A 26,696-nucleotide genomic window follows, 5' to 3' on the forward strand; every position below is an offset into this window, starting at 1 on the left:
AATAGCCTTAAGAAAAAAAGAAACACATGATCACCGTCAGGAACATAGAAGATATCAAGGACGTCATAGCCGGGTCATGTGTGACCATTGGCAACTTTGACGGCGTCCATAAAGGGCATCAGAAACTGATTCATCGAACCTGCTCCAGGGCAGAGGCACGAGGATTGGTCAGCGTTGTGGTCACTTTCGACCCACACCCGCTCAAAGTTCTGAGCAGTGATCGGAACCCGCCCTTCATCACACTCACGGAGCAAAAACTGGAACTCCTTTCACAGCATGGCCCACAAGTGTGTCTGCTGCTCCATTTCACCATGGAAATGGCAAAATTGACACCTGAAGAATTTGTTCGGAAATATCTGCTGGACGGCGTCAACATGAAGGAGTTGATCATTGGGTACGACTACCATCTTGGGAAAGGGCGCACCGGTGATTTCGCCACCCTGACCCGATTGGGCAAAGAAAACGGATTTACAGTCGACCGCCTCGATCCCGTCACCATTGAAGATGCCGTGGTCAGTTCCACCCGTATCCGCGATCTTGTTCATGCAGGCCATGTCTGGGCCGTACGCCCCCTCCTCGGCCGGTTTTATCAGGTCAAGGGAGAAGTTGTTCACGGCATGAACCGGGGCGGACGCCTCCTCGGATTTCCGACTGCAAACCTCAAACTCATGGATGAACTGTTTCCCAAACCTGGAGTCTACGCAAACTGGGTCGAAGTTGACGGTAGAGTCCACATGGGAGTGGCGAACATTGGCAGAAATCCGACTTTCGGCAATGACGCCCTGTCTGTTGAAGCCCACCTCCTTGATTTTAAAGGGGACTTGTATGGGCGCGATATTCGCGTTCATTTTGTTCAACGTATAAGAGATGAAAAAAAATTTTCCGGTATTGATGAACTCAAAGATCGGATCGGCAAAGACATCGAACTCGGCAGACAGATTCTCAGCCAACCCGAAGCCGAAATTCAACTGACCAGGCCCGCCTTCGAAAACGGTTCGACACAGAACCGGCAGGACTAGACGGAACCCAAAGCACCAAAAGAGCATCATGGGCCTTATCAATCAATTCTTCAATTATTGGCGCGATTTTGCCAAATCGTACAGCACTGTAGCCCCCTTCCGCTGGTTAGTCATCGGCGTATTGGTGGGCACCCTTTCCGGTCTTGTGGCCGTCGGTTTTTTCTGGTTGGTGGAAGCTGGAAAATTTATCCTCCAGCATCATCTCGCAGGTATTGTTTCGCCGGAACCCGCTGGTGAAGGAATTTTCCACGGCCCGGCAGGTGAATTTCGCCCATGGCTGATTCCGGTTTTCACGACCGGAACCGGCCTTCTCACGGGCTGGCTCATTAATAAATATATCCCGGAGGCTATTACCGGTGGAACAGATGGCACAGACGCCACTATCAACGCATTCCATAACCAGGGAGGTATTGTCCGTGCCCGCGTTGCAATCATTCGCGGCCTGACTTCAATCCTGACCATTGCTTCGGGAGGCAGTGCCGGACGAGAAGGTCCCATTACCCAGATGGGTGCCGGAGTCGGCACATGGTTAGCCACTAAATTTGCTTTCTCTGCCAAGGAAAGGCGACTGCTTCTGCTCTCTGGAGCAGCAGGAGGTCTGGGGGCCATATTTCGTGCACCGCTCGGTGGTGCCCTGACAGCCGTCGAGGTTATTTACCGTGAGGATTTCGAAGCTGAAGCGATTCTGCCGTCGGTCATGAGTTCGGTCGTTTCCTACTCCATCTTCACATTCTTCTATGGAACCGAGCCCATTTTCAGTATCCCACGTTTTTCCTTCAGTGATCCACGAGAGTTGATCTTCTACACCCTGCTCGCTTTTGTTTGTGCCGCAGCAGGCTGGATGTATATTCGTACTTTTACCATCATAAAATACAATATATTCTACCCGCTGAGGGAAAAGCTCGGTATTATCTGGTCAATGGGTATAGGCGGACTTGCCATGGGATTGCTTGGTATTCTCTACCCCTATACCGCCTCAGACGGATTCATCACAGGCGGTCTGCTCTCCGGTGGATACGGTTGGCTTGAACTCGCCATCCTCGGTCAAATACCAGCCCTTGCCATGTGCTACATGATAGTCGGCAAGACCGTGGCGACATCCATTACCATCGGTTCCGGGATGTCAGGCGGCATGTTTGCCCCGGCCTTGTTTGTTGGTGGTTTGTCCGGCGGGCTTGTCGGCAAAATGGGCAATCACTTTTTCCCGGACATTGTGACGCAACCGGGTGCCTACATCCTTGTGGGCATGGCTGCGTTTTTCGCAGGTGTGGCGAATGCTCCCATCGGCCCACTCATCATGGTCACGGAGTTGACCCAGGGCTATGGACTCCTGGCTCCGCTGATGCTCGCATCAGCCCTATGCCTGGTCCTTGGCCGCAACTTCTCTCTCTATGAACATCAGGTGGAGAACAAATTCGACTCCCCGGCTCATGCTGAAGATGCAACGATTAACGTGCTCGAACAAATGCATGTGACCGATTTTTACAACCCAGGAGAAGTGGTCGTGCTTCAGGAATCCACGACGCTCAAGGAACTGACGAACGTCATCGCCAGTTCAGACCAACTCAACTTCCCTGTCAAACGGGCTGATGGTTGGTATGCGGGAATGATTTCCATCAACAATGTCCGCAATTGGATGTTTGAGGAAGGATTACACGATCTTATCGTTGTACGGGATCTCATGTCCAGACCCGTTTACGTTCGTCCAGACTATGACCTTTACCAGGCCCTTCTCCGCTTCGTAAATACGGATTATGCACAGATTCCGGTTGTTTCACAGACAGATACCAGCGACATTATCGGCCTCATCAATCGGGATGATGTCTTCCAAGCCTATGCCGAGGCCATTGCCGAGGTAAAAGGTGAGGACAGCGAGGAAACGGCCATACCACCTGAAGGGTCAGCTGCTCTCTAGACTGATACTAGTAACAAAAAGTCCCCGTCGAACACCAAGTTCAACGGGGACTTTTTTATTGATTCACTCTGACCTTTAGAGAATATATCGAGACAAATCGCGATCTTCAATGACGTCGTCAATTTGTTCCTTGACGTACTCGCGGTCGATCACAATCTGTTGTCCCGATTTATCAGGAGCTTCAAAAGACAGATTGGCCAATATCTTTTCCATAATAGTATACAATCTCCGAGCGCCGATATTCTCGGTCTCTTCATTGATTTTTTCGGCATTACCCGCAATCTCTTCCAATGCTTCCTTGGAGAAATCCACGCTCACACCTTCTGTCTCAAGCAGAGCTTTGTACTGCACAGTCAACGCATTTTTAGGCTCGGTCAGGATACGGTAGAATTCCTCCTTGTGCAGAGACGCCAGTTCCTCACGAAGGGGAAAACGTCCCTGTAGCTCGGGAATAAGATCAGACGGTTTGGCAAAGTGAAAGGCACCTGCCGCAATAAACAGGATATGATCAGTCTTGACCATGCCATATTTCGTATTGACAACGCTCCCTTCAACAATAGGGAGCAGATCACGCTGAACACCCTCGCGGGACACGTCGGCATTCCCCCCGGCATCCTGACGAGAGGCGATCTTATCCATCTCATCAACAAAGATGATCCCCTGCTGTTCCACACGCTCCCGCGCCAGCTCATTCACTACATCCGGGTCAATAAGCTTGTCTGCCTCTTCATCAATAAGAACCTGATAGGCCTCCTGAATCTTCATCTTGCGGGGCTTGCGCTTTCCTGGAAACATATTGGAAAAAGCGCTTTGCAGATTTGATCCCATCTCTTCCATGCCCGGAATAGCCATGATTTCAACCTGCGCTCCCGACTGAACAGTGACCTCCAATTCAACCTCGCGGTCATCAAGCTGACCTGTTCGAAACATCTGCCGAAATTTCTCGCGCGTGGAATCATCCTTTGGAGATTCCGATTTCTCTTCAATCTCGCCGTTCGGTGATCCCATGAAAAATCCGGCGGGATTGGCTGATTTGGCATTGTTGCGAGGCAACAAAAGATCAAGCAAACGCTCTTCAGCGTTTTTCTCCGCCTTGATGCGCACCTTCTCGGTCTCTTCCTTGCGGACCATGGTAACACCGATTTCCATCAAGTCACGAATCATGGATTCAACATCCCGACCGACATACCCAACCTCAGTAAATTTGGTCGCTTCGACTTTGAAGAAAGGGCACTTGGCCAACCGAGCCAAACGTCGTGCAATCTCGGTCTTACCAACTCCGGTCGGTCCCATCAGAATGATATTCTTGGGGGCAATTTCATCTCTCAGTTCAGGGTCCAGCTGCTGCCGCCGCCACCGGTTACGCATGGCTATGGCAACCATACGTTTGGCCGCGTTCTGACCGATAATATATTTATCAAGTTCGGATACGATCTCTCGTGGTGTCAAATTACTCATGGAAATGCCTCCGGCGATTCAAAACTCTCTCAAGCGGAGAGGGGAGAACCTCATATTTTATTAAATAATATCCTCTCAACGCGGGAGAGGAAACATTGATTGATTGACAATTCGGCATGGATAGGAAGAGCAGAGGACTTCCTGAACAATGCTCAGAAAAAACTACTTATCCTGTGTTTCAAGGATGATATTGCTATTTGTATACACGCATATTTCAGCGGCAATTTCCATTGCCTTTCGAGCAATATCCTTGGCTGGCATCTCTGTATTGCGTTGAAGAGCACGGGCTGCCGCTGTGGCATAGGCTCCGCCAGATCCAATGGCGGCAACGCCGTCATCAGGCTCTATAACATCTCCATTTCCGGTAATTATCAAAATATGCTCACCATCTGCCGCAAGCAACATGGCTTCAAGCTTTCGCAGATATTTATCGGTCCGCCAATCCTTGGCCAACTCAACCGCCGCCCGAATGAGATTCCCCGAATAGGTCTCCAATTTGGATTCAAACCGCTCGGAGAGGGTAAAAGCATCAGCTGTTGCTCCGGCAAAACCAACTGTGACTTTATCTTTGTATATCCGCCGAACCTTGCGGGCGGTATGCTTCATGGCAATTGACTGACCGAAAGTTACCTGGCCATCGCCTGCCACGGCTGTTCCCAAGTCGTCCTTGACCGCAATAATAGTCGTTCCTCTGAGTTCCATTCTTTCTCCTTGCCTGATTAGAAAAGATCTTTGGCGACGGCAGCCCATATGTTGTAGGTGTCAGCGCCATGCAGGACCATGCCTGCCTCCGAAACCAATCCTGCTGCAAGCCCTTCTTCAAGGGTCGCAAGAGCACACCGTGCGGCATCCTCATGAGGATAGCCGAACACTCCACAGGATATGGCCGGGAAAGCGATTGTCGTTATTGAGTGATGATGAGCCAGTCGAAGACTGTTCAGATAAGCGTTTCGCAGCAGGTGTGATTCATGTGCTGTTCCACCTCGCCAAAAGGGGCCAACGGTATGAATTATATACCTTGCCGGGAGGTTGAAACCAGGCGTCAAGAGAGCCTCCCCCACGGGGAGAGACCCGATGCTTTCAATGATCACCTGACATGCAGCATGCAGTAAATCCCGCCCTGCGGCATGATGTATTGATCCGTCAACTCCACCTCCACCAGCCAACTCCGAATTAGCTGCATTGACTATGGCATCCACAGCAAGAGTCGTGATGTCGTCCTGTCGGATGAAGAGGTGGCCGGAGCCGATTTCCCAACGTAGCATGGTATCTGGAATTATAAATCGCCCAAAGCAAATAGCAAGAGGTGAAACGGCTTTTGTTCAAACGAATGCAATCCACAAAAGGCCAAGCTCGATTTTGAAGTAGATGAGACAAGAGAACTCTCAAATGCAGCATTCAATGAAAAGAGTGAAAAAACCTGGAGAGAGACGGAGACTCCCCTTCCCCAAATTGAAATGGACATAAAGAAGCAGCAGGAAGGAATAAAATTATTTGATCAATTCGCCAATAACAAATGAGTCAAGCTTTTCGAACATGCATCGTGTCGTTTCAACCCATATATTTCGAGTCAAGCATCCCTCGGCCATGGGGCACCCTTCACAATCGTTATCCGCGCATGCACAATCATCGTACTTTGGCGGGCATTCCATGATGCGCACAATGTCTCCCACTGTGATGTCAGTCGCTGGAATCGCAAGAGTATGCCCTCCCTGTGGACCACGACGACTGACGATGAGTCCGGCTTTACGCAATTCTCGAATCAATTTTTCAAGATATTTTAGTGGAATATCCTGCCGTTCAGCAATATCACGACTCAACACTGGTCCGTGTTGCCCATGCACGGCAATATCAAGGACCATTCTCGTGGCGTATCTGCTTTTGGTCGTTATGCGCATGGTTTCTTCGTGGAAATCGTCGAGCCGTGAAATATGAAAAAGGCAGTCTTGACATCGCATGGACCGCGAAAAGACATACGCTCTTTCGGATTGACTCTGAATCTACTGAGTTAAATATCCGACCCGGCGAAGAGTCGCCGGGCCGGTTCAATGACATCGGGAGGAGCGTTATTCCTCTTCTTCCTTGGGCTTCAAATGATCAGGCACAAGAGCCATTTCGATCAACAGAGGCTTGAGGAAAGACCACTTGATACCAATCTCGTACTCTTCTTCAAGATCACGAATCGCATCCCAGCAGTTATGGCATGGGGCAATGACAAGTTCTGCCCCGGTTTCAATAATCTGGTCACGCTTCTTACGAAGCGCCACATTACGTTGTGGGCGGTATTTACCGACACCGTTGAAACCACCGCCGCCGCCGCAGCAGTAGTTGTGCTCACGCCGATCAGCCATCTCAATGAAATACTCGGGCTCAACGATGTAAGACATGATTTCACGAGTGATATCGGCAAGACCGTGATTACGGACATAGTTACAGGAATCCTGGAGCGTCACAGGACGTTTCAACCGCTTGGCCGGATCAATTTTGAGCCGACCGGTTCGAAGCACCTCAGCGACCCATTCCACATAGTGAATATAAGGACGAGGCGGCAACCCGTCTGGACGACCGGCCCAATACGGACCTTCAATGACGGTGGCACGGTGGGCGTGTCCGCACTCGGTGCCAACCACTCGCTTCGGCTTGAGGCGCTCGATTGCTTCATAGACAGTCTTGACCTGCATTGTGCAGGCTTCCCAATCCCCTGCAAACATGGAAAGAGACGTCTGTTCCCATCCCTGACTGGGCATGGTCCAATTTTCTCCGGTCAAATGAAACAAAATCGCAGCCTCGGCAATATCCTCGGGATAATGCTTTGGTTCGCGAGCGTTGAGGGTGTACATAATATCCGCGCCTTCCACATCCATGGGAATTTTCAGGCCCGGCCACTCCTCTTCGGTCTCCTCTTCCATCCATTCGCATGTCTCGACCCAGTCTTCTTCAGTGACATTCATCTGAGCGCGATACACGCGGTGCATCCCCGCGCCGATCTTCAGTTCCCATGGGAAAAAACCCTGAGAATTGAGCAGACCGCGCAAGTAGCTGAACATCACCCCCATATCTATACCGTGCGGGCAATAATGCCCACAGCGGTTGCAACAGGTGCACTGGGACCAAGCGACATCCATGCAATGACGCATGAATTCGTTCGTCACATTACCATTTTTGCGAACAATCTCGCCCAGTGTAGACTGAATCTTGTAGGCAGGGACCTGCTTGGGGTCTTTATCATTCACTTCATACAGGAAGCAGGCATCAGCGCAGAGGCCACAATGGGCACACATTTCAAGCCAGGTCTTGAGCCTGGACTTGAGAGTCGCTTTCAAAGACGCCTGGAGCTTCTCGACATCAACGTCGAGTTCTTCCATTTCTTTATAATATTGCTTGCCACCGGTATCCGCAAGCACCTCTGAAAGGTACTCTTCGGTATTAATCGGGGTTCTATTGCACAGCTTTCCTTCAGGCATTTTGCTTCTCCTTGTTCGCTCGACCTACCAGTCGAAGCTCTTGTACTTCATGCCGCCGCGCTTGATGCCGAAGTCCATGCCGAGCTGGGCACGGGTCCAGAAAAAGCCCACAGCGTGGAACAGCTTGGTAAACGGCAAAAGCACGATCCAAGCCAAACCACTGACGATGTGAACAAGCAGCCAGAAGTTGTAATCGCCGATCTCATGCACGACCAGATAGCCGGAAAGAAACGGAGCGATGGAAACGAGGAGCACAAACCAATCCTTCGCATCGGTAATGATGCGAACCTCAGGCAGGATCATGCGGCGTATGGCAATACACGCGGCCGCTACCAACATGGCGACAGTCCAGAAATCCGCCGCCCCCATGGAAATAGTGGGCCAGGAAATGCCAAAACGCTCCTGCAAGATGACAGCGTGCCCTGCCAGGAATAACGGAACACCCAGCAGGCCGATGTGGAACACGAAAAACATGATCGTGAATCCGGGTTTTGCTCTCCAGCTATGATTGCCGAAGGGAATGAGAAAAGCCAGGATAGAGCGGATGGCTCCCTTGGCACCGGCTGCGGGATGTGCGGAATACGCCACACGATCCAGCTTCCAGCTCAGGCCTTTGATGAAGAATATGGTACGGGTAATCATACCGACAATGGCGATGGCACAAACCAGCCAGAGGATCGGTCCCGTTAACAGTTCATACATGGTTTAACTCCTCGTATGCTGCCGTTAGTCTTTGTCCCTGCTGAACAGGAACTTCCAGTAGGCCACGAAGACCACGAGCGACGCACCCATTAGAATATATACCCACCCTTTGGTGGCGAGCAAAAAATCCTGCAAGGTATAAATTGCATGTTCCATTTTGTCGTCCTCCTAAGGATTAATGTTCATCCTTGTAATCCGGGTGATCATAAAAGATCGGCGTCTTACTGGCGATGAACTTAAAGGTTACGACGAGCATGGTGCAGACGAACAGCGTCACACAGATCTCCTGCCAGCTCGGGACATATCGCATCTCGGAAGGCAGGCGATAATTGAAGGCTATCAGTGACACGTTGAGACGATTGAGGACAATGCCCAGAACAGTCAGTAACGCAGTCCACCGGATCAGCTTGAGGTTCTTCTCCCGCGCGCCAATGGCGTACAGAAAGGACGGCAACAGGACAAAACCCAGCACCTCGAACAGGAACCACTCGCCCCAGCCGGTGAACAGAAGATGCCACTCATTATCAGCGGCAATGCCGATCACCTTGATGAAGAAGTAGCCCATGAGCACCCAGGAAGCACCTTTGGCAAATCCATAGTACAGGTCGTCATGCTGCCCCAAATATTCCTCACTCATCTTGCCATGCAACGTTGAGGAGCCATGGGACAGCCAGCCTTCCAGCATGACCATGGAAAGCCCCGCCGCTACCGACGAAACAAAGAACTGTGTCGGCAGATAGCTGGAATACCAGAGAGGATGCAGTTTCGAAGGGGCAATGATATACAATGCGCCGAGCGAAGACTGATGCAGTGTGGAGAGCACAACGCCGAAAACAGTCAGGGCGATGGTGCACTTGTGAATCATCTTTCTGAGTCTTTTCTGGCCGAAGAATTCAAGAGCGGCCGGAGAAAACTCCAGAAACAGGACGGTCAGATACAAGGCAACACACAAACCGACTTCGAAAAGCATGGATGTGGTGCCCCGGGAAACCGCGAACGGATAAGGCAAACGCCAGGGGCGGCCCAGGTCATACTGCAATGCCACAACGACAAAGAGATACCCGAGAAACGCGGTCAGGATAGCCGGGCGCACAGCCGCGTGATGTTTCTTCATGCCGAAGAGATACACAGCAGAAGAAGTGACATAGCCACCTGCCGCCAGAGCGACTCCGCAGAGCAGGTCGAATCCGATCCAGATACCCCAGGGGTTATTGTTATCAAGGTTTGTCACGGCCCCGATTCCCCAGCCAAAGCGCCACACAGTCAGTCCGGCACCAAGAATGAGGATCAATCCGGCAATGACATTGAACGGAGTGAACAGTGATTGTTTGGTTTGGGCTTCAGTCGTCATTTATGCGCCCTCCTCTTCCTTTTCGCCATCGCCTTCTTCGGCAGCCTTCAAGGCTTCCTCCACGGCTTTAGCGACTTCACGTTTCACAGTGGCTTCCTTGTCGTTGGCGGCGCGCACCATAGCGGCCTTCATATCGGCGTTGGCCTTTTCCTGTGTCTGTGTAATGGCCTCGGCAACGGCGTCGGCCTTTTCCTTCTTATTGATCTTGTCTGTCCGCGTCGTGATGCCATAGACACCTGCCAACAACAGGGGCCACAAGGCAGGAACCATGGCAACAACGGACAAAGCGCCCGAGTTTAATTCCGGCCCGGATTTTACCCCGAGATCTTCACGCATACCGATCTGCTCAAAGGGAACACCAGAGAGGTAAAGCCAGCTCGTGCCGCCCACTTCATGCTCGCCATAGAGATGATCAATGTATTTTTCAGGATTGGCTTCGATCCGATTACGCGCGATCTTGATAAGTTCATCACGTTCTCCATAGATCAATGCCTCTTTGGGGCAACTGGCAACGCATCCGGGCATGCTGACCTTACCGCCTTTGATGTGCGGTTCGCACAGATGGCATTTGATAACTTTGGGAGTAATCGGATCGTTATAGGTATAAGTCGGTATCTCGAAAGGACAGGCGACCATGCAGTATCGGCAGCCGACACAAAGGGATTCGTCATATGTGACGGCCCCGGAAGGTTGCTTCTTGAACGCCTTGACAAAGCAGGCAGATGCACAGGATGGCTCCAGGCAATGCATGCACTGAATCTTCCTGAACACGGACTGTCCATCCGGCTCTGTGTATTTATTGACAACGGTATAGGCATCGTTCTCGGTACGCCGAGGCGTCTCGAGAACCGAGAGATCAGTAAACGGCTTTTCCGGTTTGGCCAGACCATTGATCTCGTTGCAGCCCGCTTCACACTTGCGACACCCGATGCAGCGCGTGGCATCGAAGAGCACGCCCTTGCTTCCCGGATATCCTTCAAAGTGTACATTTCCAGCGGCTTGAGCCTTGGTCGGGAGTGCGGCGGAAATGCCCGCCGCTCCCATCAGGCCGAGGAAGTTTCTTCGTTTCATGGATGACTCCTAGTGTATTTTCACCGGGTTCGGATTACTTCTTCTTGTGGCAGCCTTGAGCATCGTCGCACGTCGTGGAGACGGGCTTCTCAAGCTTCATGGCTGCGTGACAACCCATGCACTGACCGTGGTATGCGGCCTTCAAACCTGGCATGTCGGGCCGTTCTGGATTGAACGGAGCGCCATGGCAGCTTGAGCATTTGGGCGGTGTTTTGGACGCCGGGCTGTTATGATGACATCCCTGACAGACAAGCGTCTCCTGACCATGGAAGTAACCAGCCATCGTATCGCCCTGCATCTCCTTGATTAGTCGTTTGACAATCTTGCGATGCGGGAGCGTGCTCGGCCCGAACTGGTCGGACAGGGAATCGATGACAACTTTTTCCGGAATATCGGCATCCGAGATGGTCGCCACATCGTGATTACGCATGGCGAGAGCGGCTGCGGCTTCGGCTTTCACGACATCCTTTTCGGGCAATTTGCCATCCACATATAATCCGGTAAGGGATGCTTCGTGGCATTTGGCGCAGGTCGCCTTGTTCGGAGCCTTGTTTTCAGCCATTTGGCTATGACACCCGGCACAGACTGCTTTCTCTTCCTGTCTGGTCTTGTGGCAACCAATACATCCCTGCATGTTTGTCTTTAGATGCATGTCACCGGCTTGTTCAAAGAACTTGCCATCCATGGAGCCTTCACCCACATGGCAGGAACGGCAGTCCTTCAGGTACGTTTCATGCTTGGCATGATCAAAAGGAACAGGACCAATATTCGACATGGCCTTACCGTTCTTGACGGCAACCAGCAACGTGACATCAGGTTGTCCACGCTTGAGACGGGGGACGTCGTTGACAATCTTGATATCAGCCTGCTTCGCGGCAGTGTGACACCCTTCACAACGGATCGGGCCGGATTCCAACTTCTTGGCCGTGAAATCCTTATGGCAGGAAACACACGCAGTATGTGCAACCTGATCAAATGAAGGAACAGTCAGATCAGCCGATTTCACTGTCGGCTCTGCCATATGACAATTACGACAATTCTGTTCCTTACCTTTGGCAGGAACGAGCTTTTTGGCCGTTTCGTCGTAGACATGGTGACAGGTGTCACACTTTTCTTCGCCACCGGTCGCCTTGATGTGACGATAGTGAAGCGACTTGTCCATTGTGATAGACGTCCAGTCACTCTTGGCTGGCTTGGTGGTGTGACAGGAACGGCACTGGCCGTCCAGGGGACCGGACTTCTGACCGGCATCGATCATGTCCTTGTGGCATCCAATACACTCGGTATGATAGATGCTTTTGATGGTGTCTGGGTCATCATCGACCAGACGCTTGAATTTGATGGAAAGTTTTCCTTTGGAATCCTTTTCGTGACATGTCGCACAGTCCTTGCCCTGTTTGGCAAGGGCATCAGCGTGCATGTCATGATAAAAGGTTACCACGGGCAGTTCAAGCTTTTCGAACTTTGCCAGCGTATCGATAGTCACGGCGTCGGCTCGCGCCTCAGAGGCGGCCTTTGCCTGTGCGTCCAGGCCATGGGCCTCCAGACAGACGATCGATGTCGCAGCGAACACGAAAAGGATTCCAGCCCAAAATAGCAGTCGTCTTCCTTTCTCCATAACGCATTCCTTAATAAGTTAGTGGAATACTATGCACCCTCTCCAACCAACTGCCCCAAAGCCGCGCGCTTGCTGTACGATGCGTACGCGCCACCGACACCCGAACAGGCGAAACACTTCGCCTAAACGGTCGCCGAGGCATCTCACAGGTTGCAGCAATGCGCGGACGGCGCCAGTGCAACGAGCCCTCAATCCAGGCATTTATTCAACCGAAGTTTCGACAAGACGCACCTGTAGAACAGACGCAACACGCGAATCGACCGGGTGATAAAAACCCTTTGTCCATGAGACAGATTTGCTTGAGATTAGCCCCTCAGCTAATTTCAGTTCGCAACCGACGCTCTGCGCCCCCGCTCCTTTTCCCCTCGGAACACGGTGCATATCGTCTTTACGAATTGAGCTTAAAAACAGAGTGTTACGTCTATTTTTGCCCCAAGCTCAATAACCCTGCCTATTCAGCAGGATTGATTCTATACCGAACTGGTATACAACCATCAAGATATCGTCAAGTCATTCCCGGTAAAAAACACGCCCTCTATACAACCGACCGGAATAATTTCGCCTTTCCCGTGTTCTGAAAAACAGCCACCCTTCATGGCCGTGTGTGCATTCAGATTTATCGCATAAAGTGCTTTATTTCATACCTTTATAGTCTGAAATGATTCATCTCCTTTTTGGTAGACAATCTCCAATTCCGCGTCAAGAAGGAAAACTATCATCGCCCTTTTTTTGTAAAAGAGATATGCTCATTTCAATTTTACCGGTTGCACCAAAAGTGTTCACATGGACACATCCATATTCAAAAAAGGTTTGCCAAACCTACGGACAGCCATACCATGAATGCAAAATCGGAAATGTCTCCTCAAACATGCCGCCTCTCTTCCATGCACAAACTGCAAAGGTGGAGTCCTCTTTTCCTTTGCCTCGCTTCCCATCGAGGACGGTCTTTCTGCTTCGCCCTTGTTGCCAGTGCGCTTCTTGCCTTGACTCTGCCACTGGTCAACATTGTGTTCATTTACCCCGCTTTTACAGAAGTCTTCGTACAAGGACTCGAGCGGGATGCCACTCGAATCGGCGAATATATCCTTCCACCTTCCTTGAAAAATACCGAACTTCGACCGGGAGTAATGACCAACCGTTTTTTTGCCGACATATACAAACTCGAGCAAAGCTTCGGCCTGCTCAGAGTGCGAGTGTTCTCCTCCAGTGGCGAAGTCATTTATTCAGACGAACCAACGGATATCGGCCATCTCCATGATAAACCATACTTTCACGAACACCTTCTCAAAGGCGAGACCTACAGCAAACTTATTGTCAAGAACACAACAGACCTGGATGGAAAAACCGTCACTCTTGATGTCATAGAAATATATGTTCCATTTCTCAATGGAGACAAATTCCTCGGCGCTTTTGAAATGTACTATGATATCAGTGAACGAATCAGCAGGCTGGAAACACTGCTTTTCTATTCGACTGCGGCGATGACGGTCATGGTTGCGGGACTTCTGGTCGCTCTGCTTTTTCTCCTCAAGAAGGAGGCAGCGCACCAACTTGAACGCATTCGGGCCGAACAACTGAAGGACGATATGGACAGAATCGTCCAACACGATCTCAAATCCCCCATAATCAGCATCCTGACCGGATTAACCTACCTTGACGAGTTCACGGAGATGACAGAAGAGCAAAGGGATATCATGACCGATATCAGGCAAGCTGCCAGCCGCTCCATGGACATGATCAACCGAAGCCTGGATTTCTACAAAATGGAATCCGGCCAGTACCAATATATTCCGGGTCCCATGGATTTACTCACGATCGCCAACCGGGTCGTCAAGGACCTCAGTGGATTTGCCGAAGCACGGGGAGTGGAGATGCTCGTCACATACAACGGCAGCATTCCCACGGACAAGGACGCCATGACTTTGGAAGCGGACGATACCCTGTGTTATACAATTCTTGCCAATGTAATCAAAAATGGCATTGAAGCGTCCTCCCCCGGAGAACGAGTCACCGTTTCCCTGACTAATACAGAGTCACTACAAGTCGTTGTTCACAACCAAAGAACCGTCCCGGAAGGAATCAGGCAGAGTTTCTTTGCAAAGGCAAGCACGGAAGGCAAGGCCTCGGGCACCGGACTCGGGACATATTCTGCCAAGCTTATGACCGAAATCATGAATGGAACCATCACCATGAATACATCCGAGGAAAACGGCACCACGATAACCATGACTCTGCCCCGCCTCGGCCCTGAATAAACACAAGGAGAGTCCATTGCCTTTCGTCAATATCCGTATCACCAAAGAAGGCGCGACAGCCGATCAGAAACAACTGTTGATAGCAGGTGTCACCGACCTGCTGGCAAATGTCCTTGGAAAAAATCCCAAGACCACTTTTGTTATCATAGATGAAGTGGATACAGATAATTGGGGGATAGGAGGTGACCCCGTCACGCTGTTACGAAAAGACAAACAGCATAGCCAAGACTCCTGAACCGGGCTTTCCCGGATCATATCATCTTTTGAGCTGTAACGTCATGCGCACGTCAGCCACCATGGCTCTTTCATGGTTGACAAGGACAGGGTTGAATTCAGCCTCCCATACCTGAGGGAGATCAAGTGCCATCTGCGACATGGTCAGAAGTATATCCTCAAGTGCGGTAAAATTGACAGGCTGCTCTCCCTTGATTCCTTTGAGCAGCATATACGATTTGATTTCCCGAACAATTTCAAAGGCATCCTGACGGGACAGCGGAGCCAGACGAAATGAGATATCCTTCATGATTTCCACATGGATACCGCCCAATCCGAACATCACCATCGGACCAAACTGTTCATCACGCTTGAAACCGATAATGACCTCTTTCACTCCGGGAGGAGCCATTTCCTGTACCAGGCATCCTGCAATATAAGCATCCTGCCGCATACGCTGGGCCCTGGAAGTAATTTCATGAAAAGTCCGCATCACCTCATTGGCATTTCTCACATTGACTTTCACACCATCCACATCGGACTTGTGCGAGATATCCGGCGATGCAATCTTGAGTACCACGGGATAACCGATTTCCTCGGCAGCCACGAGAGCCTCCTCACTGGAGCGAACCAACACGGTCCTCGGTGTAGGCAGCCCATACGCCTTGACAATCTCCTGCGCTTCAAATTCCACGATCTCCGCGACATTGCGCTGTTCATGCGTCTGAATGACTTGCATGGCCCGCGCTCTATCACGCTCGATTTCCTTATAAACAGGCTCCGGCCGGTTCTTCCAAAGGTAAAATTCATACATGGCTTCAATGGCTTTAACTGCTGCCTCAGGAAAAGCATAACAGGGTATCCCCGCATCCATAAGCATTGCCCGCGCCTTGCGAATACGAGTCTTCCCCATAAAACAGGCAAAAACAGGTTTCCCACTTTTACGAGCTGTATGAATGACAGCCTTTGCGGTCTCCTCTATTTCCACGGTAGCCGTAGGAGTCAATAAGACGAGAATGGAATGAACCATGGAATCTTCGCTTACCACACCCAAAGTACGCCGGTAGCGTTCAGCATCGGCATCGCCAATAATATCCACAGGATTATAAAAAGCGGCGTAGCTGGGAAGAAATTCCTGAAGCCGTTGTACGGTCTTTTGCGATAAGGCAGCCATACTCAGTGCGGAGCGATCAGCCGTATCAGCGGTCAGAATGCCCGGCCCTCCCGAATTGGTTACCACAGCAAGGTTTGGCCCCTTGGGTAAAGGTTGCGTTGAAAAAGCCTGTGCGAGATTGAATAATGTCGCGACATCATCCACCCGAATAACACCAGCTTGCCTGAAAGCTGCAGAATATGTCTGATCCGATCCGGCGATAGCTCCTGTATGCGATGAAGCCGCTTTGGCTCCCGCTGCTGTCGTCCCGGATTTGATCATGATCACCGGCTTATTCAGGCTCGCTCTCCGGGCCTGACGGAGAAACTCCTCGCCGCGCTCAACATTTTCCACATAGCCAAGAATGACTTTGGTCTCTTCATCTTCATTGAGATATTCCAACATATCCGCTTCATCGAGAACCGCCTTGTTTCCCAATGACACAAATTTTGAGAACCCTATATTTTCACCAAGAGCCCAATCAAGAATCGCGACACAAAGTGCTCCGGATTGAGAAAAAAATGCAATGGAGCCAGGGATGGGATTCCCAGAGGCGAAAGAAGCATTCACCCCGGCGGAAGCATTGATCATACCAAGGCAATTTGGACCAAGAAGTGCCATTCCAGACTCTTCGCATACTTCGACTATTTCTCGTTCAAGAGCATAGCCGTCCTTTCCCGCTTCCTTGAAGCCGGCAGTAATCACAATAACCGACTTGGTGCCAACGGAAACCAACCTCTTGAGAGACGGTATGACCGATCCTCGCGGTACCGCCACTACGCCGAGATCAACTCCACGCGGTAGGGATTCGATATCATTGAAGACGGAGACCCCTTCTATGACCTTTGCGTTGGGGTTTACAGGATACAGTTTTCCCTTGTAGCCAGCCTGTAACATGTTGGAAACGACTGTATGCCCCACTTTTCCGGGGGTACTTGATGCGCCGATAACGGCGACAGTGTCGGGATAGAAAAATGCTTGAAGATGGTCCTTGGCGCTCAAATCGGCTCCTGATTCATGACTGAGGTTACTCACTTGGTACGCCGAGGAGCCTAACCTGAAACAGGCGAAAGGAACAAGGAAAGTCTTGCTCAGGCTGTGAGCCACTCAATGGCCGATTCACGACATCTGAACAGGCGAAAATTGATGGATCTATTACTGTAAATAGTCTCTACAGTCCGAAAAACAGTATGATCCTGATTACCGACAAGACACGCTATACGAAGCCCCAAAGTCGGAAAATCGGCTTCGTCCAACCGCTCGGCAACCCGAATAATATCAAGAACATCAAGATCTATACGGACGTCCCTGTCATCGAGAAGAATTCGTCGTGTGCCAGCATCACGGACCAAGTCTATAATGGTCTCTGCTTTTTCCAAAAAATCGTCGTACCCAGAGATACCACCTCGAGTCACAATGGTGAGCCATAGATCGTTCTGATTGATTTCCACAGTATAACCCATTGGGATTGCCTAACCTAATCAAAATAGGCCGTCAACCAACCCCCTGAGATTCATCGGGCAAAATACGTCCTCCCTTTCTCGGAAAATAGTATCTGCCACATCCAAAGCATCTTCTCTCTCCCACAGCCATGCAGAACGCCCGGCTCAAATTTCATACCCCATACTGTCTCCCAAGTCCGCATAGACAAAGAGTTCCGTTGCCTTATCCCCCACGGAATCTCGAAAAGCTCCCAACCATTCGGTTTCGCCGAACGTATGCATAGGAATGAAGACTCGTGCACCGGTCTCTCGATACGCTTCCGCTCCCCCTGCCAGATTTTCCAACCGCTTATCGACATTTGAAAAAACCACATGGGGTTTGAATTCGTGGACACGAATCATGGCTTGTTTGAAAAAATGAGCAGTAAACGATTCTTCTCTGGCCGAAGCGGATTTCCAAATCCACTTGGCGAGGTCTCCACCGTAGTAAAACCGGAAATCGCCATCCTGCACGAGAAAAGCCACCCCCAAATCGTTACTCATGAGAGTCTCTATACTCAACCCGGCAGAGGTATAACTTTCATCAGGCTCCACGATAAGGGTCTCGCAATCTGCCGGAATGACCTCCGGACGCATTTCAAGAACATCATCAGAAATAATATAATGAACACTCGAGGCAGTACTCGCCATAGTCTTAAGGTCTTCATTCAGATGGTCATCGTGACTATGGGAGATAAAGACGGCTAAATTACGACCTGCCACCCGATTCTGCACCACAGCCTCAGCTCCTTCAGGCAGATGCATATCCCCTGGATAGTCAAAAAGAAATGTTCGACTTGGAGTCTCCAGCACAAAACAATTATGATGTATATAGGTCACGGTTATCTGCATAGATGCCTCACTCGTATTCATTTGGGTTCAGGCAAAGTCTACCAAATGAGAAGGAGGCTGTCCCGCCTTATGACTCACCCCCACCTTGCCAAAGCAGGCCCAATTGATGAAAGCACATCATATTGGAATTAGCACGGTCAAAGACTCAGTCCATCTCTTGAGCCAACCCTGTTGATAAATTAAACTCTCCATTTGAGATAAGACGTTTGCCTCGCTGTGGATAAAAATAAAACCACACCCAGAGAAGTTGCCCCGAGTCGAGCAAAACCTCAATCTCTTCCCGCCGGGAGAATCGTGGGTGCCCTTCGACTCCATCAAGACAACGGAGCGTCAACATATCGATATCATAAACCTCTCCTCGAATTGGAGAAACAGCATCCCAAGCATATACGGAAGGAAATTCATCAACATATAATCCATACATTTTAACAGTCTTCGCCATGCCAAAAAAATGCGCATTACGAAGAAAATAGTGATTGGCAAATCCCCTTTTCAAGGTGCCATAGACAAACACCTTACATCGTTGGTCAGCATCCTGCTTGGCCTGTCCAACCATGACTCCTCCAAGCGCATTGACAATTTTGGGCACCCTTACCCCCCCGACTCGACAATAATGTCGAGCCCAACAAGGAATACAAGAATATCAACCTCATGAACTCTATGACTGTAACCACCCTGCATGCATAATTTTACACATCAACTTCCCTCAAACTCGTCCACTTCACCACCGTACTCTGCTCCCCTCAGGCTTTCATATTTCAAAGATCGGGCCAATCCATCAGACTTCCCCTATCACATGAATTTCGCACTTCTCCCTATCCACCCTCTCCAAGTTTTTTACTTGACCCCACCCCCTCCCCCAGGCTAAAAAGCACCTCCCGTTTCGCCAGAATAGCTCAGTTGGTAGAGCAACTGATTCGTAATCAGTAGGTCGTCGGTTCAACTCCGATTTCTGGCTCCAACGAAATCAAGCACTTACGAGAAATCGTAAGTGCTTTTTTTGTGCCTTGGTATACGCCTTGGTATACATTTGGGGACAGGGGGAGCCCCTGGGGTGGCCGGGGGGTATATCAGACGACACCTATTCCTAAATATCTGATTTCGATATGGGTGGATATTTGCTAACGCTTGACGGGATTTACGAAGCACGCTTAAAGTTTTCAATCTGCCCAGAGAAGATCTTTTTGCTATAGTCTCAATATGGATTTCAAATGACAGAACAACAGATTGAACAAGGTTTGATCAGCAAATTGACTGATCTCAAATACAAATATCGCGACGACATTCGCGATATCGCTGCCCTGGAAGACAACTTTCGTCAAAAGTTTCAAGAGCTTAATCGAGTCCACCTGACGGACGATGAATTTAAGCGCCTGAAGGAACAAATTGTTACTCCCGACGTTTACGCAGCTGCTTGCATGCTACGTGAGCGAAACTCCTTTGAACGGGAAGATGGGACGCCGCTTTTCTATACGATGGTCAATACCAAAGATTGGTGCAAAAATTCTTTCGAAGTAGTCAATCAACTGCGTGTGAATACAGAGTATAGTCATCACCGATATGATGTTTTGTTGCTTATCAACGGCGTGCCTGTGGTGCAGATTGAATTGAAGACCCTGACTATCAGCCCTCGCCGGGCTATGCAGCAAATCGTTGATTACAAGAATGATCCAGGAAATGGATACCGAAAGACTTTGTTGTGCTTCCTGCAGCTGTTCATAGTTAGTAACCGAAGCGACACATGGTATTTCGCCAATAATAACAATCGACATTTTAGCTTCGACGCAGATGAGCGCTTTCTCCCCCTGTACCAATTCGCCAGCGATGATAATAAGAAGATAACCCATTTGGAGACATTTGCTGAGACGTTTCTGGCCAAATACACGTTAGGGGAAATGATCAGCCGCTACATGGTACTGGTCGCCAGCGAACAAAAGCTGATGATGATGCGCCCCTATCAAATTTACGCCGTTAAAGCGATTGTGGACTGCATTTATCAAAATTGTGGCAACGGTTATATATGGCACACCACCGGAAGTGGTAAAACGCTCACCTCCTTCAAAGCATCCACGCTGCTTAAAGACAATCCTGACATTGAAAAATGCTTGTTTGTGGTTGATCGCAAAGACCTTGACCGCCAGACGAGGGAAGAATTTAACCGGTTTCAAGAAGGTTGTGTCGAGGAGAATACCAATACCGCCGCCCTCGTTCATAGGTTTCTTTCAGATGATTATGCCGACAAGGTGATCGTTACTACCATCCAGAAGCTTGGCCTTGCGTTGGACGGCAACAATAAGAAAAATTTCAAGAAGCGGCTGGAGTCTTTGCGCGACAAGCGGATGGTTTTCATCTTTGATGAATGTCACCGTTCTCAGTTTGGTGAGAATCATAGGGCAATTAAAGAGTTTTTCCCGAATGCCCAGCTCTTTGGCTTCACGGGTACACCGATCTTCGAGCAAAATGCCACTTACCAGCAGATTGAGGGCCAGCAAGCTTCGTACAAAACTACGGAGGACATCTTCCAGCGGGAGCTTCATTCCTACACGATTACCCACGCTATTGAAGACCGCAACGTACTGCGTTTTCATGTCGATTATTACAAGCCGGAAGGAAACAACAGTCCCAAGCCGGGGGAAACGTTGGCCAAACGAGCCATCGTCGAAGCCATTTTGGAGAAGCATGATTCGGCCACTGCTGGCCGGAAGTTCAATGCCATATTGGCGACCGGCTCCATCAACGACGCAATTGAGTATCACGACTTGTTCATGACTGTTCAGAAGGAGAAACTGGCCGAGGATGATGGCTTCAAACCGTTGAACATCGCTTGTGTGTTTTCGCCTCCGGCCGAAGGCAACAAGGACGTGCAGCAGATTCAGGAAGATCTGCCACAAGAAAAGGCCGACAATGCGGTGGCTCCGGAACAAAAAAAGGAAGCCCTTAAAGCTATAATTGCCGATTACAACGGACGCTACGCAACCAACCATAGCATTAACGAATTTGATCTGTACTATCAGGATGTTCAGAAACGTATCAAAGATCAGCAATTCCCCAATCAGGACCTTCCGCACAATAAGAAGATAGACGTGATTATTGTCGTGGACATGTTGCTCACCGGTTTTGATTCCAAGTACTTGAACACATTGTATGTAGATAAGAATCTCAAGTACCATGGCCTAATTCAAGCCCTTTCACGTACGAACCGCGTCCTGAATGATACTAAGCCCTATGGCAATGTTTTGGATTTTCGCCAACAGCAGAAAGCCGTGAACGACGCCATTGCGTTATTCTCGGGTGAACGGGGTGAGCAAGCCAAGGAAATATGGCTGGTCGATCCGGCTCCGAAGGTCATCGATAGCCTGCAAGCAGCCGTTAAGAAGCTGGATCAATTCATGGAGTCACAAGGGTTGTCTTGTACCCCCGAAGAGGTCCCAAATCTTCATGGGGATGCGGCGCGCAGCCAGTTCATAAACCTCTTCAAGGACGTGCAGCGCCTCAAAACCAAGTTGGATCAGTATACCGACCTGACGTCTGAGAGTGCTGAGACTATTGAAGAAATTCTTCCCAAAGAACAATTGCAAGGATTCCGTGGCGTCTACCTGGAAACAGCACAGCGCTTGAAAGTCCAGCAACACAAAGAGGGGGATAAAGCTCCGCCGGAAGTTCAACAATTGGATTTCGAGTTCGTGCTGTTCGCCTCCACAGTGATTGACTACGACTACATAATGTCCCTGATTGCCCGCTATACTCAGCAAACGCCGGGCAAACAGAACATGACCCGTGAACAGCTAATCGGTTTAATCCAGGCTGATGCCAAATTCATGGATGATCGGAAGGATATTGCCGCCTACATCGACACATTGAGTGCTGGCGAAGCCATGAATGAAAAAGACATCCGTAAAGGTTACGAACGCTTCAAGTCCGAATCGAGCGCCCGAGAGTTAGCCAGTATTGCCAACGAATATGGGGTGGAGCCCGCTTCTTTAAAAGAGTTTGTCGATGGCATCATGCAACGGATGATCTTCGATGGCGAACAACTTAGTGAATTGCTGGCCCCTTTGGAGTTGGGATGGAAGGCTCGGACCCAAAAGGAGTTGGCCTTGATGGACGATCTGATTCCGTTACTGCACAAGCTCGCTCAAGGGCGAGAAATTTCGGGCTTAGGTGTGTATGAGCAATAGATTGAGTCCTAAAAAGTCGGCACAAGGGATTTCGTTTAGTCTCTTTCCCAAAATTCGATTTTCCACATTTTACAAGTCAGCTCCATGGAAGACCTGCACACTGGAAGGAGTTGCAATATTTGTGACTGACAGGGTGTCGTTAAAAGCAATCACAATGGAACAATATGTGAGTACGGACAACCTATTACCCAATTTCGAAGGAATTACACCAGCTTCAAAATTGCCACCAGCAGAATCAGCAGTTCGCTTTTTAGAGGGTGACATACTTATTTCTAATATCCGTCCTTATTTAAAGAAGGTTTGGATATCCAACATGAATGGAGGTGCTTCAAATGACGTTATCGTTGTTCGGGCCCACGAAGACATAAGTAATAGCTTTCTTGGCTATCTATTAAAAAATGAAAGATTTATTGGGCATGTAATGAAGGGCGCTAGAGGATTAAAGATGCCAAGAGGTGATCTTTCTCAAATCAAACAATACCCAATTGCATACCCTAAACAGCAAGAGCAAAAAAAGATTGTTGAGTTCCTTTCGTTGCTTGACGCGCAAATAGATTCCCAGAGAGAGAAAGTAATTGCCCTTGAAAACCATAAAAATGGACTTTTGCAACAGCTTTTTCCTATGAATGGTTCTGAAATGCCAAATGTGCGTTTCCCAGAATTCCAAAATGGTCCACAATGGAAGGGAAAAAAGCTCGGAGATTTGCTTGTCGAAACTCCACGCCCAATAAAGATGAAAGACGAAAAGGAATATTCGCTCGTCACAGTCAAGCGCCGATACGGTGGGGTTGTTCCAAGAGAACAGCTGAAAGGGAAGTCGATCAAAGTCAAATCTCAGTTTTTGGTCAAAGAGAACGACTTCCTTATTTCCAAGCGGCAAATTGTTCACAATGCCTGTGGGCTTGTTCCAAAGGAGCTTGAAGGGGCAATCGTCTCGAACGAGTATTCCGTGATGACACCTAGAAAAGGGTGTGACATCAATTTCTTTAATTATTTTTCACAGCGGCCAAAGGCGAGTGAGTCATTCTTGCGTTGCAGTGTAGGCATTGTGATCGAAAAGATGCTCTTTAAGCTCGACTCCTGGCTTAAAGAAGAATTCTATTTCCCGTCCTTGCCGGAACAGCAGAAGATAGCTGCCTGTCTTTCCTCCATTGACGAACTTATCGACACCCACACCAAAAAGTTGGAAGCACTCAAAGAACATAAAAAAGGGCTCATGCAGCAGCTTTTTCCGTCACTTGACGGGGTGAAGGTATGAGCAACAAAGCGAAGGTCCGTTCCTATAAAACCATCCGAGGGCTGGTAACCCGGATTCGTGATGATCTTAACAATCATGAAGTCGTTCTGCTTTATGCCTACAACGGAACAGGTAAGACACGCCTATCCATGGCGTTCAAGGGTGCTGCTAAGAATAAGACTGGGGTCCCCGACACCCTCTATTTCAATGCGTACACTGAAGACCTGTTTAGCTGGGAAAATGATTTGGAAAATGATGTTGAGCGTTTTTTGCGCATCAACTCTGACTCCTCATTCTTTTCTGGATTCGAAGAATTGGCGCTGGAAGAGAGAATCTTTTCCTACCTCCATCGCTATGCGGACTTTGATTTCAAGATAGACTACGTAAAATGGCGAATTCACTTCTCTCGTGGAGATGAGCAAAACATCAAGGTGTCGCGCGGCGAAGAGAACATCTTTATTTGGTGCATTTTTTTGGCGATTTGCGAACTGACGATAGACGGCCAGGAATCATACTCATGGGTCAAAAACATCTACGTTGATGATCCCATCTCTTCCTTGGATGACAACAACGCTATTGCGGTTGCCAGCGATCTGGCACAGCTTCTGAAAAAGGGAAAAGATAAAGTCAAAGTTGTTATCTCATCACACCATAGTCTGTTTTTTAATGTGATGTGGAATGAGTTCAGAAGCTCAAAGATGAAATACAAAACGCACTTCCTTCATCGACCAAGCAATTCAGAAACGTACACCCTGCAATCAACGGATGAGACTCCCTTTTTTCATCATGTGGCAATGTTAAGTGAACTTCAATTAGCGTCTGAGAAAGGCGAGCTGTATACGCATCATTTCAATATGCTGCGTAGCATAATGGAGAAAACAGCCACTTTTTTTGGACTTAAGGATTTTTCCGAATGTGTTCACGGTGTTGACGACGACGTTCTTTACGCCCGAGCTTTGAACTTGCTAAGTCATGGCAAGTACTCCGTCTATGAGCCAAGAGAAATGGTCGAAGACACGAAAGACCTATTCAAAGAAATTCTTAATGCATTTTTAGATCAATATAAATTCGCACTTCCTGAACTTACCGCAAAAGCGAAAAGATAAACGAGACAGCTATGACCGAACAAGATCAAAAACTACTTGGTAGTACTCTCTGGGCCATCGCCGACCAATTGCGCGGCGCAATGAACGCGGACGACTTCCGCGACTATATGCTGTCCTTCCTTTTCTTACGTTACCTGTCCGACAACTATGAGGCGGCGGCCAAGAAAGAACTTGGACGAGATTATCCAGACAACCAAGATCAGCCCAGCACGACCCCGCTTCAAATTTGGTATGAAGAGAACCTTGAGGATGTTGAAGAGTTCGAAAAACAGATGCGCCGCAAGGTGCATTATGTGATCAAACCGCAATACTTATGGGGCAACATTGCTGAGATGGCGCGTGTGCAAGATGACAAGCTGTTGAGCACGTTGCATGATGGATTCGAGTACATTGAGACAGAATCTTTTGCCAGCACCTTTCATGGCTTGTTTTCTGAAATTAACCTGAGTTCAGAAAAGCTTGGCAAGAACTACAAGGCCCGAAATGCGAAACTGTGCGACATCATCAAAGAGATCGTGAAAGGGCTATCGAAGTTCTCAACCGATAGCGATACATTGGGAGATGCCTACGAGTATCTGATCGGCCAGTTTGCCGCCGGGTCGGGCAAGAAGGCTGGCGAGTTCTACACGCCCCAGCTCATTTCCACTATTCTGTCTGCGATTGTTACATTGGATTGCCAAGACCCAACCACCGGCCAGAAAAAGCATCTTGAGAGTGTATTCGATTTTGCCTGTGGTTCTGGGTCACTATTACTGAATGTCCGCAAACGGATGGGGCCACATGGTATTGGCAAGATTTACGGACAGGAAAAGAATGTCACTACCTACAACCTCGCACGCATGAATATGCTTCTGCATGGTGTCAAGGATTCGGAGTTTGAGATATTCCATGGTGATACACTGACTAATGATTGGGACACCCTGAAGGAAACAAACCCCGCAAAGAAGCCCTACTTCGACGCAGTGGTAGCCAATCCTCCTTTCAGCTACCGGTGGAATTCCAGTGAATCAATGGGCGATGACGTTCGTTTTAAGAATTACGGCTTGGCTCCAAAGTCATCTGCCGATTTTGCTTTTGTGTTACATGGTTTTCACTATCTGAAGCCTGAAGGAACGATGGCTGTTATTTTGCCTCACGGAGTTCTTTTCCGTGGCGGGGCAGAAGCTAAAATCCGCCGTAAGCTTCTAAATGATGGCAATATCGACACAGTGATCGGTCTGCCCGCCAATCTGTTTTATTCCACGGGCATTCCCGTGTGTATCCTGGTGCTGAAGAAGTGCAAGAAGCCTGATGACGTATTGTTCATCAACGCTGCCGAGCACTTTGAAAAAGGTAAAAAGATGAATTACTTGTCTCAGGAGCATATCGACAAGATAATTTCCACGTATCAAAATCGCACAGAAGAAAAGCGCTTTGCTAAAAGAGTTTCCCACGAGGATATCAAGAAAAAGCATGACTACAATTTAAATATCACCCGATATGTCAGCCTCGCTGTACCGGAAAAAGAGGTTGACCTTAGCGCAGTACACAACGAACTGACAACGCTTGAAAAAAGTATCGGAAAGGCCAAAAAGAAGCACAATAAGTATCTCAAGGAACTTGGCCTGCCGCTTTTGCCTTAGC

General features: G+C 49.2%; 22 protein-coding genes and 1 tRNA gene. 9 read left to right on the top strand and 14 right to left on the bottom strand.

The features are described from left to right. The first annotated feature begins 26 nt into the window (after window positions 1–26). Together BN4_RS05470 and BN4_RS05475 are read left to right on the top strand one after the other, a co-directional pair. On the top strand, window positions 27–1,019 hold the full coding sequence (locus tag BN4_RS05470; protein WP_015414370.1) for a bifunctional riboflavin kinase/FAD synthetase: 993 nt from the start codon (window positions 27–29) through the stop codon (window positions 1,017–1,019). A gap of 28 nt (window positions 1,020–1,047) precedes the next feature. Further along, entirely contained in the window at window positions 1,048–2,934 is a 1,887-nt protein-coding gene (locus tag BN4_RS05475; protein WP_015414371.1) for a chloride channel protein, read from the top strand. 75 nt (window positions 2,935–3,009) lie between these two features. On the opposite strand, the gene hslU is transcribed toward BN4_RS05475, so the two are convergent. The 10 genes from hslU to hmcA form a co-directional block, all read right to left on the bottom strand. Then, a complete protein-coding gene (hslU, locus tag BN4_RS05480; RefSeq protein WP_015414372.1) occupies window positions 3,010–4,392 on the bottom strand; it encodes an ATP-dependent protease ATPase subunit HslU in 1,383 nt (460 codons plus the stop codon). Window positions 4,393–4,554: 162 nt separating this feature from the next. Beyond that, entirely contained in the window at window positions 4,555–5,094 is a 540-nt protein-coding gene (hslV, locus tag BN4_RS05485) for an ATP-dependent protease subunit HslV (protein ID WP_015414373.1), read from the bottom strand. A 17-nt stretch (window positions 5,095–5,111) separates the two neighbouring features. Next, window positions 5,112–5,657, bottom strand: a complete 546-nt coding sequence (locus BN4_RS05490) for a macro domain-containing protein (protein ID WP_015414374.1) — start codon at window positions 5,655–5,657, stop codon at window positions 5,112–5,114. A 225-nt stretch (window positions 5,658–5,882) separates the two neighbouring features. Beyond that, a complete protein-coding gene (locus BN4_RS05495; protein ID WP_041720684.1) occupies window positions 5,883–6,290 on the bottom strand; it encodes an RrF2 family transcriptional regulator in 408 nt (135 codons plus the stop codon). A gap of 168 nt (window positions 6,291–6,458) precedes the next feature. Further along, window positions 6,459–7,856: a sulfate respiration complex iron-sulfur protein HmcF gene (gene hmcF, locus BN4_RS05500; RefSeq protein WP_015414376.1), complete on the bottom strand. Its 1,398-nt coding sequence runs from the start codon at window positions 7,854–7,856 to the stop codon at window positions 6,459–6,461. Between the two features lie 24 nt (window positions 7,857–7,880). Further along, complete coding sequence (hmcE, locus tag BN4_RS05505) at window positions 7,881–8,558, bottom strand: sulfate respiration complex protein HmcE (RefSeq protein ID WP_015414377.1); 678 nt, start codon at window positions 8,556–8,558, stop codon at window positions 7,881–7,883. Window positions 8,559–8,582: 24 nt separating this feature from the next. Further along, the gene (gene hmcD, locus BN4_RS05510) at window positions 8,583–8,714 is read right to left on the bottom strand and encodes a sulfate respiration complex protein HmcD (protein ID WP_041720141.1); all 132 of its coding nucleotides are present in this window, start codon (window positions 8,712–8,714) and stop codon (window positions 8,583–8,585) included. 19 nt (window positions 8,715–8,733) lie between these two features. Beyond that, window positions 8,734–9,909, bottom strand: a complete 1,176-nt coding sequence (gene hmcC, locus BN4_RS05515) for a sulfate respiration complex protein HmcC (RefSeq protein WP_015414378.1) — start codon at window positions 9,907–9,909, stop codon at window positions 8,734–8,736. After that, window positions 9,910–10,980, bottom strand: a complete 1,071-nt coding sequence (gene hmcB / locus BN4_RS05520; RefSeq protein WP_015414379.1) for a sulfate respiration complex iron-sulfur protein HmcB — start codon at window positions 10,978–10,980, stop codon at window positions 9,910–9,912. It abuts the gene before it with no gap. A 34-nt stretch (window positions 10,981–11,014) separates the two neighbouring features. Then, a complete protein-coding gene (gene hmcA, locus BN4_RS05525; RefSeq protein ID WP_015414380.1) occupies window positions 11,015–12,598 on the bottom strand; it encodes a sulfate respiration complex hexadecaheme cytochrome HmcA in 1,584 nt (527 codons plus the stop codon). Between the two features lie 836 nt (window positions 12,599–13,434). On the opposite strand from hmcA, the gene BN4_RS17050 reads away from it, so the two are divergent. Together BN4_RS17050 and BN4_RS05535 are read left to right on the top strand one after the other, a co-directional pair. Continuing rightward, complete coding sequence (locus BN4_RS17050) at window positions 13,435–14,853, top strand: sensor histidine kinase (protein WP_015414382.1); 1,419 nt, start codon at window positions 13,435–13,437, stop codon at window positions 14,851–14,853. 16 nt (window positions 14,854–14,869) lie between these two features. Then, window positions 14,870–15,088, top strand: coding sequence for a 2-hydroxymuconate tautomerase family protein (locus tag BN4_RS05535; protein ID WP_015414383.1), 219 nt, complete (start codon window positions 14,870–14,872; stop codon window positions 15,086–15,088). Window positions 15,089–15,109: 21 nt separating this feature from the next. Here the strand turns inward: BN4_RS05535 and acs are convergent, their stop codons facing one another. From acs to BN4_RS05555, 4 genes are all read right to left on the bottom strand, one after another. Beyond that, window positions 15,110–17,221 carry an acetate--CoA ligase alpha subunit gene (gene acs, locus BN4_RS05540; RefSeq protein WP_015414384.1) on the bottom strand — a complete coding sequence of 704 codons (2,112 nt, stop codon included), beginning with the start codon at window positions 17,219–17,221 and terminating at the stop codon, window positions 15,110–15,112. 89 nt (window positions 17,222–17,310) lie between these two features. Continuing rightward, window positions 17,311–17,682, bottom strand: coding sequence for a hypothetical protein (locus BN4_RS05545; protein ID WP_015414385.1), 372 nt, complete (start codon window positions 17,680–17,682; stop codon window positions 17,311–17,313). Between the two features lie 144 nt (window positions 17,683–17,826). After that, window positions 17,827–18,552: an MBL fold metallo-hydrolase gene (locus tag BN4_RS05550; protein WP_015414386.1), complete on the bottom strand. Its 726-nt coding sequence runs from the start codon at window positions 18,550–18,552 to the stop codon at window positions 17,827–17,829. Between the two features lie 145 nt (window positions 18,553–18,697). Next, the gene (locus BN4_RS05555; RefSeq protein ID WP_015414387.1) at window positions 18,698–19,141 is read right to left on the bottom strand and encodes a gamma-glutamylcyclotransferase family protein; all 444 of its coding nucleotides are present in this window, start codon (window positions 19,139–19,141) and stop codon (window positions 18,698–18,700) included. A 296-nt stretch (window positions 19,142–19,437) separates the two neighbouring features. Between BN4_RS05555 and BN4_RS05560 the strand changes: the two genes are divergently transcribed. The 5 genes from BN4_RS05560 (at window position 19,438) to BN4_RS05585 (ending at window position 26,695) form a co-directional block, all read left to right on the top strand. After that, window positions 19,438–19,513 (top strand) — tRNA-Thr (locus tag BN4_RS05560). A gap of 250 nt (window positions 19,514–19,763) precedes the next feature. Then, a complete protein-coding gene (locus BN4_RS05565) occupies window positions 19,764–22,730 on the top strand; it encodes a type I restriction endonuclease subunit R (RefSeq protein WP_015414388.1) in 2,967 nt (988 codons plus the stop codon). Further along, entirely contained in the window at window positions 22,720–23,988 is a 1,269-nt protein-coding gene (locus BN4_RS17055) for a restriction endonuclease subunit S (RefSeq protein ID WP_015414389.1), read from the top strand. Before BN4_RS05565 ends, BN4_RS17055 begins: the two co-directional genes overlap by 11 nt. Next, window positions 23,985–25,073, top strand: a complete 1,089-nt coding sequence (locus tag BN4_RS05580; protein ID WP_015414390.1) for an AAA family ATPase — start codon at window positions 23,985–23,987, stop codon at window positions 25,071–25,073. Before BN4_RS17055 ends, BN4_RS05580 begins: the two co-directional genes overlap by 4 nt. 11 nt (window positions 25,074–25,084) lie before the next feature. Next, the gene (locus BN4_RS05585) at window positions 25,085–26,695 is read left to right on the top strand and encodes a type I restriction-modification system subunit M (RefSeq protein ID WP_015414391.1); all 1,611 of its coding nucleotides are present in this window, start codon (window positions 25,085–25,087) and stop codon (window positions 26,693–26,695) included. The last annotated feature ends 1 nt before the right edge of the window (window position 26,696 follow it).

Source organism: Pseudodesulfovibrio piezophilus C1TLV30 (assembly GCF_000341895.1).
Classification (GTDB): Bacteria; Desulfobacterota; Desulfovibrionia; order Desulfovibrionales; family Desulfovibrionaceae; genus Pseudodesulfovibrio; species Pseudodesulfovibrio piezophilus.